A 16736-nucleotide genomic window follows, 5' to 3' on the forward strand; every position below is an offset into this window, starting at 1 on the left:
TTTTTGGTTTTGCAGCCAGAGCGGGGTCTATCCCGCCCCCGCGCGCTTCTTCTGCCAGACCAGATGCACGGCGCAGGTGCAGCCCGGCGGATGCGAGGCGAGATCCGCTGGGGTCTCGTCGTTCGCGGGTGTCGCGGCAAACGCCTTGTCGGTCCCCTCTCGCGACGGGATGTAGTTCAGCACCGGCGCGAGCCAGCGCTCGGCTTCCGCGACGCTCATGCCCTTGCGCGCGGCGTAGTCCTCGACCTGGTCGCGCTCGATCTTGCCGACGCCGAAATAATAGCTCTCGGGGCTGGCGAAATAGAGCCCGGACACGCTGGAGCCCGGCCACATCGCAAAGCTCTCGGTCAGCTTCACGCCGCAGGTCGCTTCCGCATCGAGCAGCTCGAACAGCGTCGCCTTCTCGGTGTGGTCGGGCTGCGCGGGATAGCCCGGCGCGGGGCGGATGCCCTGATACTTCTCGAGGATCAGCTCGTCGTTGGAGAGCGTCTCGTCCGGCGCGTAGGCCCAGAACTCGCGGCGCACGCGGGCGTGCATGCGCTCGGCGAAGGCCTCGGCGAGGCGATCGGCCAGCGCCTTGCACAGGATCGAGGAGTAGTCGTCGTTGGCCATCTTGAAGCGGTCGGCGACCGCATCCTCGCCGATGCCTGCCGTGACGACGAAGCCGCCGACATAATCGGGCACGCCCGCGGGCGCGATGAAGTCGGCGAGCGCCGCATTGAAGCGGCCCTCGCGCTTCTCGAGCTGCTGGCGCAGCGTGTGTAGCGTCGCGATCTTCTTCGTGCGGCTCTCATCGGCATAGAGCGCGATGTCGTCGCCTTCGGCGTTCGCCGGCCAGAAGCCGATCGTCGCGCGCGCCCGGAACCATTTTTCCTTGACGATGGTGTCGAGCATTTTTCGCGCGTCATCGTAGAGCGAGCGCGCGACCTCGCCGACCTTGGCATCGTCGAGGATGGCAGGGAAACGCCCCGCGAGTTCCCAAGTCTGGAAGAACGGGGTCCAGTCGATGCAGTCGACCAGCTCGGCGAGGTCGTAGTCGTCAAAGCTGCGGATGCCAAGGAAGGTCGGCTTCACCGGCTTGTTCGCGGCGAAATCGACCGGCACGCGGTTGGCGCGCGCTGCGGCGAGCTTCAAGCGCTTCTTGTCGGCCTGCGCGCGCAGATGTGCGTCCGAGATTTTTGCGTATTCGGCACGCACCTCGGCGGCATAGGCTTCGCGCTTCTCGGGCGAGAGCAGCGAGGAGGCAACGCCGACGGCGCGGCTGGCGTCGTTGACGTGCACGACGGGGCCGGCGCGATAGCTCGGGTCGATCTTGACGGCGGTATGCACGCGGCTCGTGGTGGCGCCGCCGATCAAGAGCGGCAGCTTGAGGCCCTCGCGCTGCAATTCGCCGGCGAAGAATGCCATCTCGTCGAGCGAGGGCGTGATCAGGCCTGAGAGACCGACGATGTCGGCCTTCTCCGCCTTCACGGTCTCGACGATCTTGGCGGCGGGCACCATCACGCCGAGGTCGATCACCTCGAAATTGTTACACTGGAGCACGATGCCGACGATGTTCTTGCCGATGTCGTGGACGTCGCCCTTGACGGTCGCGAGCACGATCTTGCCGGCGGAGGAGGAGCCTTCCGTGCCGATGCCATTGGCGAGGTTGCGCGCCTTCTCTTCTTCCATGAACGGCATCAGCCAGGCTACCGCCTGCTTCATCACGCGGGCGGACTTCACCACCTGCGGCAGGAACATCTTGCCGTCGCCAAAGAGGTCCCCGACCACGTTCATGCCGGCCATCAGCGGGCCCTCGATCACGTCGAGCGGACGCGAGGACTGCTTGCGCGCCTCTTCCGTGTCCTGCTCGATGAATTCGGTGATGCCGTGCACCAGCGAATGCGACAGTCGCTTCGCCACCGGCCATTCGCGCCAGGCGAGATCGGCTTCCTTGGTCTGGGTCTTGTTGCCGCGGAATTTCTCCGCAAGCGCCAGCAGCCGTTCGGACGCGCCCGGATCGCGGTTGAGGACGACGTCCTCGCACACCTGGCGCAGCTCAGGATCGATGTCGTCATAGACGATCATCTGGCCGGCATTGACGATGCCCATGTCCATGCCGGCCTTGATGGCGTGATACAGGAACACCGAGTGCATGGCCTCGCGCACCGGCTCGTTGCCGCGGAACGAGAACGACAGATTGGAGACGCCGCCCGAGATGTGCGCGCCAGGCAGGTTCTGCCTGATCCAGCGCGTCGCCTCGATGAAGTCGACGCCGTAATTGTTGTGCTCCTCGATGCCAGTGGCGATCGCGAAGATGTTCGGATCGAAGATGATGTCCTCGGGCGGGAAGCCGACCTTGTTCACCAGGATGTCGTAGGCGCGCTTGCAGATCTCGGTCTTGCGCTTGAACGTGTCGGCCTGGCCGACTTCGTCGAACGCCATCACGACGACAGCCGCGCCATGTCGGCGGGCGATCTTGGCCTCGTGAATGAACTTCTCCTCGCCTTCCTTCATCGAGATCGAATTGACGACCGGCTTGCCCTGCACGCATTTCAGGCCGGCTTCGATCACGGAGAATTTCGAGGAATCGACCATCACGGGGACGCGCGCGATGTCGGGCTCGGCAGCGACGAGGTTGAGGAACGTCACCATCGCAGCTTCGGAGTCGAGCAGGCCCTCGTCCATATTGACGTCGATGATCTGCGCGCCGTTCTCGACCTGGTCGCGCGCGACTTGCAGCGCCGCCGTGTAGTCGCCGGCCGTGATCAGCTTGCGGAAGCGGGCGGAGCCCGTGACGTTGGTGCGCTCGCCGACGTTCACGAACGGGATCGCGTCGGTCAGGATGAAGGGCTCGAGGCCGGAAAGCCGCAGGCGCGGTTCGATCTCCGGCACGATGCGCGGCTTGTGCGGGGCGACGGCGGCGGCGATCGCCGCGATGTGGTCCGGTGTGGTGCCGCAGCAGCCGCCGACGATGTTGACGAGGCCATCGCGCGCGAACTCGCCGACGAGGCGCGCCATGTATTCGGGCGTCTCGTCATACTGGCCGAACTCGTTGGGCAGGCCGGCATTTGGATACGCACACACCAGCGTGTCGGCGACGCGGCCGATATCGGCAATGTGCGCGCGGAGGTCTTCGGCGCCGAGCGCGCAGTTGAAGCCGATGGTCACAGGCTTGGCGTGCCGCACCGAATGCCAGAACGCTTCCGGCATCTGGCCGGACAGCAGGCGGCCGGACTTGTCGGTGATGGTGCCCGACACCATCACGGGCATGTCGATGCCGCGCTCTTCGGTGATCTCGGCGATCGCATAGAGCGCCGCCTTGGCGTTCAGCGTATCGAAGATGGTCTCGACCAGCAGCAGGTCGACGCCGCCGTCGAGCATGCCACGGATCTGCTCGCCATAGGATTTGCGCAGATCATCGAAGGTGACGGCGCGGTAGCCGGGATTGGAGACGTCGGGAGAGATCGAGGCGGTGCGGTTGGTCGGGCCGATGGCGCCCGCGACGAAGCGCGGCTTGCCGTCTTCGGCCTCGACGCGTCGTGCGGCATTGCCGGCGAGGCGGGCGCCTTCGCGCGCCATCTCGTAGACGATGTCGGTGAGGTCATAATCGGCCTGCGCGATCGACGTCGTGGAGAAGGTGTTGGTCGCGACGATGTCGGCGCCGGCGCGCAAATACGCCGCGTGGATGTCCTCGATTGCCTGCGGCTGGGTCAGGATCAACAAATCGTTGTTGCCGCGCAGGTCGCGATGAAAGTCCTTGAAGCGCTCGCCGCGGAAGGCGGCCTCGTCGAACTGCAGGTTCTGGATCATCGTGCCCATGGCGCCGTCGAGCACGAGAATACGCTCGCGCGCGGCGTTGAGCAGGGCAGTTCGCTTGGGAGAGGTGGGTACGGTCATGTTGTCTTAAGCCGCCTTCTGCGCGCTCTTGGCGCGGATGCCGAGCAAATGGCTGATCGCGAACACGAGATCGGCGCGGTTCATGGTGTAGAAATGGAAAGTGTCGACGCCGTGCTTGGCGAGCTTCTGCACCTGGCCGGCCGCGACGGTTGCGGCCACCAGCTTGCGGGTCTCGGCGTCGTCATCGAGGCCTTCGAATTTCGCGGCGAACCAGTCCGGCACGGTGGTGCCGGCGCGCGTCACGAAATTGCGGGCCTGCTTGAAATTGTGCATGGGCATGATGCCCGGCACGATCGGGATGTCGATGCCGCGCGCCCGCACGCGGTCGAGATAGCGGAAGTAGAGGTCGTTGTCGAAGAATACCTGGGTGATCGCGCGCGTCGCGCCGGCATCGACCTTGGCCTGCAGCGTGTCGATATCATCATCGAAGTCGCGCGCCTCGGGGTGCTTCTCCGGATAGGCGGATACGCTCACTTCGATGTCTGCATGCCGCTTCTTGATGCCGGCGACGAGCGCGGCGGACGTCTGGTAGCCGTCGGGATGGCTGGAATAGGCCGTGCCGATGCCTGCGGGCGGATCACCGCGCAAGCCCACGATGTGGCGGACGCCGACCTCGTGATAGCGGTCGACGATCTCGTCGATCTCGCCGCGCGAGGCGCCGACGCAGGTCAGGTGCGCCGCCGGCAGCAGCGCGGTCTCTTTCAGGATGCGGGCGATGGTCGAATGGGTGCGCTCGCGGGTCGAGCCGCCGGCGCCATAGGTCACCGAGACGAATTTCGGGTCGAGCGGGGCGAGCCGGTTGATGGTCTCCCAGAGATTGCGCTCCATATCTTCCGTCTTGGGCGGAAAGAACTCGAAGGAGATCGCAGGCCGCTTCAGGTGCCCGTCTTGCCCGTCGGCTCGGGCAGGAATCGTCAGATCGGTCATGGCACCACTCGCTCCAGATGTGCCGCCAGATCCTGGCGGCCGACGGTCAGGTCTAGCTTGGGAGAGCCTATGATAGGACAAAGGTAGTTTGATCGACAGCCCATCAATGATGGGAAATGGCCCACTTATGCCAACAATGGCTGAATTATTGAATGTCTATCGGTCTGATTGGGATGCCGGTATCTTCATAATAATCTACTTATTTCAATAGTTTGTGGAAGTTCTGATGGGTGCCTGAGGCAGACGACGTGGGTGGGCAGAATGGAATCAATGTTGTTGGGGTTGTCTTTGGCCCACCGCCGCGCTTCGGTCGACTGCGCGGGATCGCGGTCTGCACACGTCAGATCTGCGCAGCCGCCCCATTGTCGCCGCGCGGCCCTCCACTAGCTTAGCGCGCCATGATCCCGCTCTCCGTCCTCGACCTCTCCGTCGTCACATCAGGCACCAGGCCCGCCGCGGCGCTGCGCAACAGCATCGACCTGGCGCGCCATGTCGACGGCCTCGGCTATGTCCGCTATTGGCTCGCCGAGCATCACAACCTCGCCTCGGTCGCGAGCCCCGCGCCCGACGTCATGATTGGGCAGATCGCGGCGGTGACGAAGCATATCCGCGTCGGCTCCGGCGGGGTGATGCTGCCCAACCACGCCCCGCTGGTCGTCGCCGAGCGATTCAAGATGCTGGAGGCGCTGTTTCCCGGCCGTATCGACCTCGGCCTTGGCCGGGCGCCCGGCACCGATGGCGCCACCGCCTATGCGCTTCGCAGCCGGCTCGACCGCCGCGAGGGCGACGATTTCCTGGAGCGGCTGCACGAGCTGATTCTGTGGGAGACCCGCGAATTTCCCGCAGGGCATCCCTACCACAACGTCGTCGCCATGCCCGACGACACCAAACTGCCGCCGATCTGGCTGCTCGGCTCCAGCGATTATTCCTCGGAATTGGCCGCACAGGTCGGCATGGGCTTCGCCTTCGCGCATCATTTCGCGTCCCACGACGCGGTCGACGCGATGGTGCATTATCGCAACCGCTTCCAGCCCTCGGCCTGGCGTGCGAGCCCCCACGCCATCCTCGCGGTCGCCGTCATCATCGCCGATACCGATGAGGAGGCCGAACGGCTCGCCAGCTCGTTCGACCTCAACCGGTTGCGCCGCGACCGCGGTCAATATCTGCCGCTGCCGAGCGTCGAGGAGGCACTGGCCTATCCTTACTCCGACTCCGAGCGCACCTCGATTCTCCGCAACCGTTCCCGCCTGTTCGTCGGCAGCCCCGCGACGGTGCGGAAGAAACTGCAGCCGCTAATCGACGCGAGCAAGCCGGACGAGCTGATGGCGATCACAGCGGTGTACGATCACGAGGCGCGGAAGAAGTCGTATTCGCTGCTCGCCGAGGCGTTCGGGTTGGTGAAGCCGGCAGCCGCATAGGAACTGCCGTGCCCCAGACGCAGCGCAACGCCCTTCAGCGGTGCGCTGCTAAGCCGGGGCCCATCGCAGCGCCGGGTCGCTTCGCCCCTGGGTCCCGGCTCGCGCTTCGCGCGTCCGGGACACGAGATCAATCCTGCTGCGTCTCGCTGAACGTCGCGCGGAAGGGGTGGCCGGGATACACGCCGACGATGCGGAATTCGCGCGAGAAGAATTTCAGCTCCTCGATCGCGAAGGCGAGACCCTTGTCTTCAGGGTGGCCGTCGACGTCGGCGTAGAACTGCGTGGCGAAGAAATTGCCGTCGACCATGTAGCTTTCGAGCTTGGTCATGTTGACGCCGTTGGTGGCAAAGCCGCCGAGCGCCTTGTAGAGCGCGGCCGGCAAATTGCGCACCCGGAACACAAAAGTCGTGACCAGCGGACCGGAGCCTTGGGTGGCCCATTTCGGCTCGCGCGCCAGCACCACGAAGCGGGTGGTGTTGTGCGCCTCGTCCTCGATGTCCTCCGCGAGGATGTCGAGGCCGTAGATCTTGGCGGCGAGGCGGGAGGCGATCGCGGCCACCGTCTTGTCCTTGCGCTCGGAGATGTCGCGAGCGCTGCCGGCGGTGTCGGCATGTACGATCGGCTTGATGCCGAGCTTGCGGATGATGCGCCGGCATTGGCCAAGCGCATGCACATGGCTCTCAACGCTCTTGATGTCGTCGAGCTTGGTGCCCTTCACCGCCATCAGCTGATGCCGGACCGGCAAAAACCATTCACCGATGATGAAAAGGCCGGACGCCGGCAAGAGGTGATGGATATCGGCGACGCGGCCCGCGACCGAATTCTCGATCGGGATCATGCCGAGATCGGCCTCGCCCGAGGAGATCGCCGACAGCGCGTCCTCGAAGGTGGCGCAGGGCATCGGCTCGGCGTCGGGATAGGCCTCGACGATGGCGATGTGGGAATTGGCCCCGGGCTCGCCCTGGAATGCGATCTTCATCTTGCTCATGTCTTAAAAGTGCTCCTGGGTCGGCCTTGTAACAGCGGCTCAGGATTTGGAAAGGATGCTGCGGGCGGTTTCCAGGTCCGCCGGCGTGTCGACCCCGCGGGGCACGGTGTCGACGATGGTGAAGTCGATGCGCATTCCGGCCTCGAGCGCCCGGAGCTGTTCGAGCTTCTCCTGCAATTCCAGCGGCGAGGGCGGCAGCGAAACGTAACGCTCGAGCGCGGCGCGGCGATAGGCGTAGAGGCCGATATGGTGGTAACGCGGTCCGTCGCCGGTCGGCGCGGTCGCGCGTGTGAAATAAAGTGCACGCATGCGCTTGCCGCCGAGTGAGGTTCCGATCGCCTTCACGACGCTCGGGGCGAGGTCCTCCTCCTCGGTGTGGATCTGCGAAGCCAGTGTCGCGATGTCCACGGCCGGGTCTTGCAGGGGCGGCAGCACCTCGCGGATGTTGCCGATCGTGATCGTCGGGAAATCGCCCTGCAGATTGACCACGATCTCCGCCTTGCCGTCCGGATCGAGCTTCTGCATGGCCTCGTGGATGCGGTCGGAGCCGGAGGGGTGTGTGGGGCTGGTCATCACGGCCTCGCCGCCATGGGTTGTCACGACCGAAGCGATCTCGGGCGTGTCGGTCGCGACCGCGACCCGGCCTATTCCGGCGGCCTCGGCGCGGCGCATCACGTGCACGATCATCGGCAATCCCGCAATATCGGCGAGTGGCTTGCCGGGCAGGCGGGTGGCGGCCATACGGGCCGGGATCAGCACCAGGATGCGAGGATCGATCATCGGGTCAAGAGCCTGGAAACGGGGCGTTTTCCGCGCCGAGAAATGGGGTGGGGACGGGCCGAAAGCCGGGTCGCTTATACGGGTTGCAAGACCCCGGGCAAACCGATATCTCAATGGCAAAACTCGGGGAAACAATAGGGAACGTTTGATTCTCCCGAGGCTCGTCCTGGCGGCCGATTGCGCCGCTGTTTCCTTCTTGCGGTGGGGCCTGGCCGGAAATGGACTCTTTCGAACTCAATAAAATCATGGGTGCCGTGCTTGGTACCTGTCTCTTTCTCTTGGTGACCAGCTTTACCGCCCAGGCTCTTTTCTCGCCCAAGATGCCGGAAAAGCCGGGCTTCGAGATCGCCGTGAAGGAAGACGCCGGCCACGGCAAGGAAGGCGGCGCTGCCGCCGCGGCCTCTGAGCCGATCGAAAAGTTGCTCCAGACCGCCTCCGTCGAAAAGGGCGCGGCGGCCGCCAAGAAGTGCGGTGCCTGCCACACTTTCGAGAAGGGTGGCCCGAATCGCGTCGGTCCGAACCTCTATGGCGTCGTCGGCGAGAAGAGGGGTGAGGGCCGCGGCGGCTTCAATTTCTCCGCTGCCATGAAGGGCAAGGCCGGTACCTGGACATTCGACGACCTGAACAAGTTCATCGCCAATCCGAAGGGCTTCATCCCGGGCACTGCGATGGGCTTCGCCGGTATTGCCAAGGATTCCGAGCGCGCCGACGTCATTGCCTATCTGAATTCGCTGTCAGAGCATCCTCAGCCGCTGCCGACCGCGTCGAAGTAAGGCCTCAAGAACCTGATCTGGAATATGCGGCCAGGCTGAAAAGCCTGGCCGTTTCCTTATCCGGGCCTCGCGGTGACGTTATCGGGGCGTTTGGCCGCATCCGACGGGCCGTCCGGCCTTCCAAGATGAGGAAAAAGCAACATATTCGGTCGAAACCTCGCCTATATTGGGAACTTAAAGGAGTAGCCTCCTTCAAGACAGGAATGTTGATTTGGCTATCACCCGACGTGATCTCCTGCTCACCGGCACTGCGGCCGCAGCGCTTCCCGCCCTCGGTTCCGTAGCGGGCCTTTCCGTCGTCGGCAGTGCCGAGGCGCAATCGGCGAATGAGCTTCCTTGGCGCCATGCCTTGTCGCTGTTCGGAAAGGTCAAGTACCCCGCCGACTTCAAGCGCTTCGACTACGTCAATCCGGAAGCGCCCAAAGGCGGCGTCGCGCGCCAGATCGCGGTCGGCACCTTCGACAATTTCAATATCGTCGTGTCGGGCGTGAAGGGGCAGGTCGCCGGTGCCGTCGCATTCATCTACGAATCCCTCACGACGCCCTCGCTCGACGAAGTCTCGACCGAATACGGCGCGCTCGCCGAGGCCGTCAGCCATCCGGACGACTTTTCTTTCGTCACCTATCGTTTGCGGCCGGAGGCCAAATGGCACGACGGCAAACCTGTTACCGCGGATGACGTGATCTTCTCGCTCGATTCCTTCAAGAAGCACCACCCGATGTACTCGGCCTATTACAGCCATGTGGTGAAGGCCGAAAAGGTCGGCGAGCGCGAGGTGAAATTCGTATTCGACGCGCCGGGCAACCGCGAACTGCCGCAGATCGTCGGGCAACTTACAGTCCTGCCGAAGCATTGGTGGGAAGGGACCGACGCGCAGGGCCGCAAGCGCGACGTGTCCGCCACCACGCTCGAAGTGCCGCTCGGTTCCGGCCCCTACAGGGTCAAGGACTTCGTTGCAGGACGGTCGATCGCGCTGGAGCGCGTCAAGGACTATTGGGGCCGCGACCTCGCCTCCAATGTCGGTCGCAACAATTTCGACGAGCTGCGCTACGAATATTTCCGCGACGCCACCGTCGCGATCGAGGCCTTCAAGGCCGACCAGGTCGATTGGCGCACCGAGAACAGCGCGAAGAATTGGGCGACAGCCTACGACTTCCCGGCCGTGAGCGAAAAGCGCGTGATCCTCGAGGAGTTCGCCAATCGCAGCTCGGGCGTGATGCAGGCGTTCGTGCCGAACCTGCGCCGCGGCAAGTTCAGCGACCCGCGCGTGCGGCGCGCGCTCAACTACGCGTTCGACTTCGAGGAGATGAACAAGCAGATCTTCTACGGCCAGTACAAGCGCATCAACAGCTATTTCGACGGCATCGACGAGCTCATGGCGATCGGCTTGCCGCAGGGCAAGGAGCTTGAGATCCTCGAGACCGTGCGCGCCCAGGTCCCGCCCGAAGTCTTCACCACGGCCTACACCAATCCGGTCGGCGGCAGCCCGGAAGCCGTGCGCGATAATTTGCGCGAGGCGCTGCGGCTGTTCAAGGAGGCCGGCTACGAGGTGCGCGACCGCAAGCTGACCGACGTCAAGACCGGCGCCCAGTTCACCCTGGAGCTGCTGAACTCGGATCCGAGCTTCGAGCGGATCACGCTGTTCTACAAGCCGTCGCTGGAGCGGCTCGGCATTGCGGTGAGCGTGCGGACGGTCGATCCGACCCAATACGAAAACAGGACGCGCGAGTGGGATTTCGATGTCGTCACCAACTCGTGGGGCGAGTCGCAGTCGCCGGGCAACGAGCAGCGCGAATTCTGGTCGTCCAAGACGGCCGACATCGCAGGTTCGCGCAACATTGGCGGCATCAAGAATCCGGCAATCGACAAGCTGATCGAGCGGGTGATCTACGCCAGGGATCGCGACGATCTCGTCGCCGCGACCAAGGCGCTCGACCGCGTGCTGCTGTGGAATCATTACGTCGTGCCGCAATGGACCTATACGAAGGTACGCACCGCGCGCTGGGACCGTTTCGGCCGGCCGACGGAAATGCCCAGATACGGTCAGTCCGGCTTCCCGTTCATCTGGTGGTACGACGCAGACAAGGCGGCGCGGATCGCAAAGAAGTCGTGAAGGATATTCCCCGCATGAGGCAGATGTCACGCCGCCACGTGCTGGCCTTGGGTGTCGGCAGCGCCGTTGGTGCGTCCCTGAATGCGCAGCTGCTGCGTAGCGCGCGTGCATCGGAAGCCGGGATCGAGGCTCACGGCATCTCGGCGTTCGGCGATCTCAAATATCCCGCCGACTTCCACCATTTCGACTACGTCAACGTCGATGCGCCGAAAGGCGGCACGTTCTCACTCATTCCGTCGGTGCGCGCCTACAACCAATCCTACCAGACCTTCAACTCGCTCAACGCCTTCATCCTGAAGGGCGACGGCGCTCAGGGCATGGACATGACGTTTGCGCCACTGATGGTGCGCGCAAGCGACGAGCCTGATGCGATGTACGGGCTTGCCGCCAAATCCGTGCAGATATCGCCGGACAAGCTGGTCTACCGCTTCACGATGCGGCCGGAGGCGAAATTCCACGACGGCACGAAGCTCACCGCGCATGATGCGGCGTTTTCGCTGATGACGCTGAAGACCAAGGGACATCCCCTGATCCTGGTGCAGCTGCGCGACATGGTCAACGCGGAGGCGGTCGACGACGCAACGCTCGTCGTTACCTTTGCCAAGGGCCGGGCGCGCGACGTGCCGCTCTATGCCGCCAGCCTGCCGATCTTCTCGAAGCCGTACTACGCATCTCGCCCGTTCGATGAATCGTCTCTGGAGATCCCGCTGGGCTCGGGTCCGTACAAGGTCGGCAAGTTCGAGGTCAATCGCTACATCGAGTATGAGCGGGTGAAGGACTGGTGGGCTGCCGATCTGCCGCCCTGCCGCGGTACCTATAATTTCGATGTCGTGCGCTATGAGTTCTATCGCGACCGCGACGTCGCCTTCGAGGGGTTTACCGGCAAGAACTATCTCTACCGGGAAGAGTTCACCTCACGCATCTGGGCGACGCGATACGACTTCGCGGCCGTGAAGGATGGCCGCGTCAAGCTCGAGATCGTGCCCGACGACACGCCGTCCGGCGCGCAGGGCTGGTTCATCAACACCCGGCGCGAGAAATTCAGAGATCCCCGCGTGCGCGAGGCCCTGATCGACGCTTTCGACTTCGAGTGGACCAACAAGACCATCATGTACGGCGCCTATGCCCGCACGGTGTCGCCGTTCCAGAACTCCGATCTCATGGCCAGCAACGGGCCTCCGTCGCCGGAAGAGCTGAAGCTGCTCGAGCCATTCCGCGGTCAGGTTCCCGATGAGGTGTTCGCTGCGCCCTTCGCGCCGCCGGTTTCCGACGGATCGGGGCAGGACCGAGCTCTCTTGCGCAAGTCGCAGCAGCTGCTCAACGAAGCCGGCTTTCCGATCAAGGATGGCAAGCGAATGCTGCCGAGCGGAGAGGTGTTCAAGATTGAATTCCTGGCGGAGGAGCCTTCGCTTCAGCCGCATCACGCGCCGTATATCAAGAACTTGGGGACGCTCGGCATCGAGGCGAGCCTCCGCCTCGTCGATGCCGTGCAATATCGCGCGCGCGTGGAGGATTTCGACTTTGACATGACGATCCAGCGCTTCAGCATGTCGGCGACGCCGGGCGATGCCATGCGGGCGTTCTTCTCGTCGCAAGTCGCGGCAACCAAGGGCTCGTACAATCTCGCGGGCGTCGCCAGCCCGGCGATCGACGCCATGATCGAGAAGATCATGGCAGCCGAGAGCCGCGAGGAATTGACTGTCGCCTGCCGTGCCTTTGACCGCTTGTTCCGCGCCGGCCGCTATTGGGTGCCGCAATGGTATAACAAGACGCACCGGCTCGCGTACTGGGATCAGTTCAGCCATTCCCAGAAGCTGCCGCGCTACGCCAATGGCGTCGGCGCTCCCGACATCTGGTGGTCCGACCGCGCCAAGGCGGCCAAGCTCGAGCGGGCGAAATAGCCATGAGCGCCTATATCGCCCGCCGCATCCTCCTGATGATCCCGACATTGCTCGGAATCCTGTTCGTCTCCTTCGTCGTCGTGCAGTTCGCGCCCGGCGGCCCGGTCGAGCGCGTGATCGCGCAGCTCTCGGGGGCCGACACCGGCGGCACCTCGCGCATTTCGGGCGGCAGCGACTTTGCGCAGCGCGCGCCCGGGCAGGTCGGGGCGGGGGGCGATGCCATCAACTCGAAATATCGCGGCGCGCAGGGCCTCGATCCCGACTTCATCAAGAAGCTCGAGGCACAGTTCGGCTTCGACAAGCCGGCGCCGGAACGCTTCGCGCTGATGGTTTGGAATTTTGCCCGCTTCGATTTCGGCAAGAGCTATTTCCGCGACGTCAGCGTGCTCCAGCTGATCAAGGAGAAGCTGCCGGTCTCGATCTCGCTCGGCATCTGGCTGACATTGATCACCTATCTGATCTCGATCCCGCTCGGCATCCGCAAGGCGGTGAAGGACGGCACGCGATTCGACACCTGGACATCGACCGTTCTCGTGCTGGGCTATGCCATTCCAGGCTTTCTGTTCGCGATCCTCCTCATCATCCTGTTTGCCGGCGGCTCGTTCTTCAACTGGTTTCCGCTGCGCGGACTGACCTCGGACGGCTGGTCGCAGTTTCCCTGGTACTGGAAGATCATCGATTATTTCTGGCATTTGACGCTGCCGCTGATCGCCATGGGGCTCGGTGCCTTCACCACCATGACGTTCCTGACCAAGAACTCGTTCCTGGACGAGATTCGCAAGCAATACGTCATGACTGCGCGCGCCAAGGGCTGCGGCGAGGGCCGGGTGCTTTACGGCCATGTCTTCCGCAATGCGATGCTGATCGTGATCGCGGGCTTCCCGGGGACGTTCATTCACGCCTTCTTTTCTGGCTCGCTTCTGATCGAGACCATCTTCTCGCTGGACGGGCTTGGGCTGCTCAGCTTCGAGAGCGTGCTCAATCGCGACTATCCCGTAGTGTTCGGCACGCTCTACATCTTTTCGCTGGTCGGCCTCGTGATCAACCTGGTCTCCGACCTCACCTATATGTGGATCGACCCACGGATCGATTTCGAGGCGCGGGAGGTCTGATGACGGTTACCGCGCCGACGCCGATCGAGACCACGACCCAGTCCCCGCTGGGCGAGGTCGTTCCGATCACGCGCAAGCCCTTCGTGCCTTCGCCGCTCAACAGGCGGCGGTGGCAGAACTTCAAGGCGAACCGCCGCGGCTACTGGTCGTTCTGGATCTTCATCGCCTTGTTCGTGGTCTCGCTGTTCGCGGAGTTGATCGCCAACGATCGGCCGTTCCTGATCAAGTTCGACGGCCGGCTCTATTGGCCCGCTTTCGTGACCTATTCGGAAACCACCTTCGGCGGCGATTTCGAGACCGCTGCCGACTATCGCGACCCCTATTTGCAGAAGCTGATCAAGGACAAGAACGGCACCATCGTCTGGCCCCTGATCCGTTATTCTTACGACACCCACAATCTCGACCTGCCGACACCGGCGCCGTCGCCGCCGACATGGATGCTGACGGAAGCGCAATGCAAGCCGGTGGTGGAGAAGAAGGGGCTGAAGAGCTGCCGCGACCTCGAATATAACTGGCTCGGGACGGACGATCAGGGGCGCGACGTGGTCGCCCGGCTGATCTATGGCTTCCGCATCTCGGTGCTGTTCGGCCTTTGCCTCACCATCGTCTCGTCCGTCATCGGCATCGCAGCGGGAGCGGTGCAGGGATATTTCGGCGGGCGGGTCGATCTCATCTTCCAGCGCTTCATCGAGATCTGGACCGCGATTCCCTCGCTCTATCTTCTCCTGATCCTGTCCTCGGTGCTCGTGCCGGGCTTCTTCGTGCTGCTCGGCATCCTCCTGCTGTTCTCCTGGGTCTCGCTGGTCGGTCTGGTGCGGGCCGAGTTCCTGCGCGGACGCAATTTCGAATACATCCAGGCGGCGCGGGCGCTCGGCGTCTCCAACCCCGTCATCATGTTCCGCCACCTGCTGCCGAACGCGATGGTCGCGACCATGACGTTCCTGCCCTTCATCGTGTCGAGCTCGGTTATGACGCTGACGGCGCTCGATTTCCTGGGCTTCGGCCTGCCGCCGGGATCGCCTTCGCTCGGCGAATTGCTATCGCAGGCCAAGGCCAATGTGCAGGCCCCCTGGCTCGGCTTCTCCGGCTTCTTCTCGGTCGCGAGCATGCTGTCGCTCCTGATCTTCATCGGCGAAGCCGTGCGCGACGCCTTCGATCCGCGCAAGACGTTCAGGTAGGCCGATGGACGCGATCAACCAGCCCCTGCTTGCCGTTCGCGATCTCTCGGTGGCCTTTCACCAGGGCGGCTCCACCACGCTTGCGGTCGACAAGGTCTCCTTCCAGATCAAGCGCGGCGAATGCCTGGCGCTGGTCGGCGAATCCGGCTCCGGCAAGTCCGTCAGCGCGCTCTCGATCCTCAAGCTGTTGCCCTATCCGAACGCCTCGCATCCCTCGGGCAGCATCCGCTTCAAGGGGCAGGAGCTGATCGACCGATCCGAGCAGCAGATGCGGGAGATTCGCGGCAGCGACATCTCCATCATCTTCCAGGAGCCGATGACCTCGCTCAACCCGCTGCACACGATCGAGGCGCAGATCGGCGAGATCATCCAGCTGCACAATCCGACCAGCAATGCCGAGGCGCGCCGGCGGACGCTGGAATTGCTGACGCAGGTCGGCATTCCCGAGCCGGAGACGCGACTGAAGAGCTATCCGCATCAGCTCTCCGGCGGTCAGCGCCAGCGTGTGATGATCGCGATGGCGCTCGCCAACGAGCCCGATCTGTTGATCGCGGACGAGCCGACGACGGCGCTCGACGTCACGGTGCAGGCGCAGATCCTGGCGCTGCTCGCCGAGATCCGCTCGCGGCTCGGCATGAGCCTGCTCTTCATCACCCACGATCTCGGCATCGTGCGCCGCATCGCCGACACCGTCTGTGTCATGAAGAGCGGCGAGATCGTCGAGCAGGGACCGGTCGAGCAGGTCTTCAAAGGCCCGAAGCATCCCTACACGCGCGACCTGCTCGCGGCGGAGCCGAAACCCGATCCGGCGCCGCCGCAGCCGGGTGCGCAGGTGGTGATGTCCGCCAACGACCTGAAGGTCTGGTTTCCGATCAAGCGCGGCCTGATGCGCAAGACGGTCGGCCACATCAAGGCGGTCGACGGCGTCAGCATCGCCGTGCGCAAGGGCGAGACGCTCGGTGTGGTCGGCGAGTCAGGCTCGGGCAAGACCACGCTGGGGCTCGCGCTGCTGCGGCTGATCTCCTCGAACGGACGCATCGTGTTCCTTGGGAAAGACATCCAGGGGCTGCGTTTCAAGGAGATGCGGCCGTTCCGGCGCGACATGCAGATCGTGTTCCAGGACCCGTTCGGCTCGCTCAGCCCGCGCATGTCGGTCGCCGACATCATCGCCGAAGGTCTCTCGGTGCATCAGCCGAAGCTGTCGGGCGAAGAGCGCGAGGCGCGCGTCGTCAAGGCGCTGGAGGACGTCGGGCTGAAGCCTGACACCCGCTACCGCTATCCCCATGAATTCTCCGGCGGCCAGCGCCAGCGCATCAGTATCGCGCGGGCGGTCGTGCTGGAGCCGGATTTCGTCGTGCTGGACGAGCCGACCAGCGCGCTCGACATGCTGTTCCAGGCGCAGATGGTCGATCTGTTGCGCGAACTCCAGCGCAAGCGCGAGCTCACCTACATGTTCATCTCGCACGATCTGCGCGTCGTCGCGTCGCTTGCGAGCCATCTGATCGTGATGCGCGGCGGCAAGGTCGTCGAAGAGGGGCAGGCCGCCGAGCTGTTCAAGAACCCGAAGACCGAATACACGCGCGCGCTGTTCGCGGCGGCGTTCCGGCTGGAGACGGCGGGCAACGGGTCGGTGGCGACGTAGCCTGTCATTTCCAGACGCGCGACAT

11 protein-coding genes are annotated in these 16736 nt (G+C 63.9%); 7 read left to right on the top strand and 4 right to left on the bottom strand.

Features of this window, described 5'->3' with window-relative positions; translation table 11 throughout:
- Positions 1-27: 27 nt before the first annotated feature.
- Positions 28-3879 (bottom strand): methionine synthase, encoded by a 3852-nt coding sequence (gene metH, locus GA0061098_RS08605; RefSeq protein ID WP_091955921.1) that lies wholly within the window; start codon positions 3877-3879, stop codon positions 28-30.
- A 6-nt stretch (positions 3880-3885) separates the two neighbouring features.
- The gene (gene metF, locus GA0061098_RS08610) at positions 3886-4806 is read right to left on the bottom strand and encodes a methylenetetrahydrofolate reductase [NAD(P)H] (protein ID WP_091955922.1); all 921 of its coding nucleotides are present in this window, start codon (positions 4804-4806) and stop codon (positions 3886-3888) included.
- 398 nt (positions 4807-5204) lie between these two features.
- Between metF and GA0061098_RS08615 the strand changes: the two genes are divergently transcribed.
- Positions 5205-6224 (top strand): LLM class flavin-dependent oxidoreductase, encoded by a 1020-nt coding sequence (locus tag GA0061098_RS08615; protein WP_091955923.1) that lies wholly within the window; start codon positions 5205-5207, stop codon positions 6222-6224.
- Between the two features lie 127 nt (positions 6225-6351).
- On the opposite strand, the gene GA0061098_RS08620 is transcribed toward GA0061098_RS08615, so the two are convergent.
- A complete protein-coding gene (locus GA0061098_RS08620; protein WP_091955924.1) occupies positions 6352-7212 on the bottom strand; it encodes a prephenate dehydratase in 861 nt (286 codons plus the stop codon).
- A 39-nt stretch (positions 7213-7251) separates the two neighbouring features.
- The gene (locus GA0061098_RS08625) at positions 7252-7992 is read right to left on the bottom strand and encodes a 3-deoxy-manno-octulosonate cytidylyltransferase (protein ID WP_091955925.1); all 741 of its coding nucleotides are present in this window, start codon (positions 7990-7992) and stop codon (positions 7252-7254) included.
- Between the two features lie 218 nt (positions 7993-8210).
- On the opposite strand from GA0061098_RS08625, the gene GA0061098_RS08630 reads away from it, so the two are divergent.
- The 6 genes from GA0061098_RS08630 to GA0061098_RS08655 all read left to right on the top strand — a co-directional run bounded on the left by GA0061098_RS08630 (position 8211) and on the right by GA0061098_RS08655 (position 16711).
- On the top strand, positions 8211-8765 hold the full coding sequence (locus GA0061098_RS08630; protein WP_091955926.1) for a c-type cytochrome: 555 nt from the start codon (positions 8211-8213) through the stop codon (positions 8763-8765).
- Between the two features lie 211 nt (positions 8766-8976).
- Complete coding sequence (locus tag GA0061098_RS08635) at positions 8977-10878, top strand: extracellular solute-binding protein (protein WP_091955927.1); 1902 nt, start codon at positions 8977-8979, stop codon at positions 10876-10878.
- A 14-nt stretch (positions 10879-10892) separates the two neighbouring features.
- Positions 10893-12779, top strand: a complete 1887-nt coding sequence (locus GA0061098_RS08640) for an extracellular solute-binding protein (protein WP_091955928.1) — start codon at positions 10893-10895, stop codon at positions 12777-12779.
- A 2-nt stretch (positions 12780-12781) separates the two neighbouring features.
- Positions 12782-13891 carry a microcin C ABC transporter permease YejB gene (locus GA0061098_RS08645; RefSeq protein WP_091955929.1) on the top strand — a complete coding sequence of 370 codons (1110 nt, stop codon included), beginning with the start codon at positions 12782-12784 and terminating at the stop codon, positions 13889-13891.
- On the top strand, positions 13891-15069 hold the full coding sequence (locus tag GA0061098_RS08650; RefSeq protein ID WP_091955930.1) for an ABC transporter permease: 1179 nt from the start codon (positions 13891-13893) through the stop codon (positions 15067-15069). The genes GA0061098_RS08645 and GA0061098_RS08650 overlap by 1 nt, the downstream gene beginning before the upstream one ends.
- A gap of 4 nt (positions 15070-15073) precedes the next feature.
- A complete protein-coding gene (locus tag GA0061098_RS08655; protein WP_165637239.1) occupies positions 15074-16711 on the top strand; it encodes an ABC transporter ATP-binding protein in 1638 nt (545 codons plus the stop codon).
- The last annotated feature ends 25 nt before the right edge of the window (positions 16712-16736 follow it).

Source organism: Bradyrhizobium shewense, assembly GCF_900094605.1.
GTDB lineage: Bacteria > Pseudomonadota > Alphaproteobacteria > Rhizobiales > Xanthobacteraceae > Bradyrhizobium > Bradyrhizobium shewense.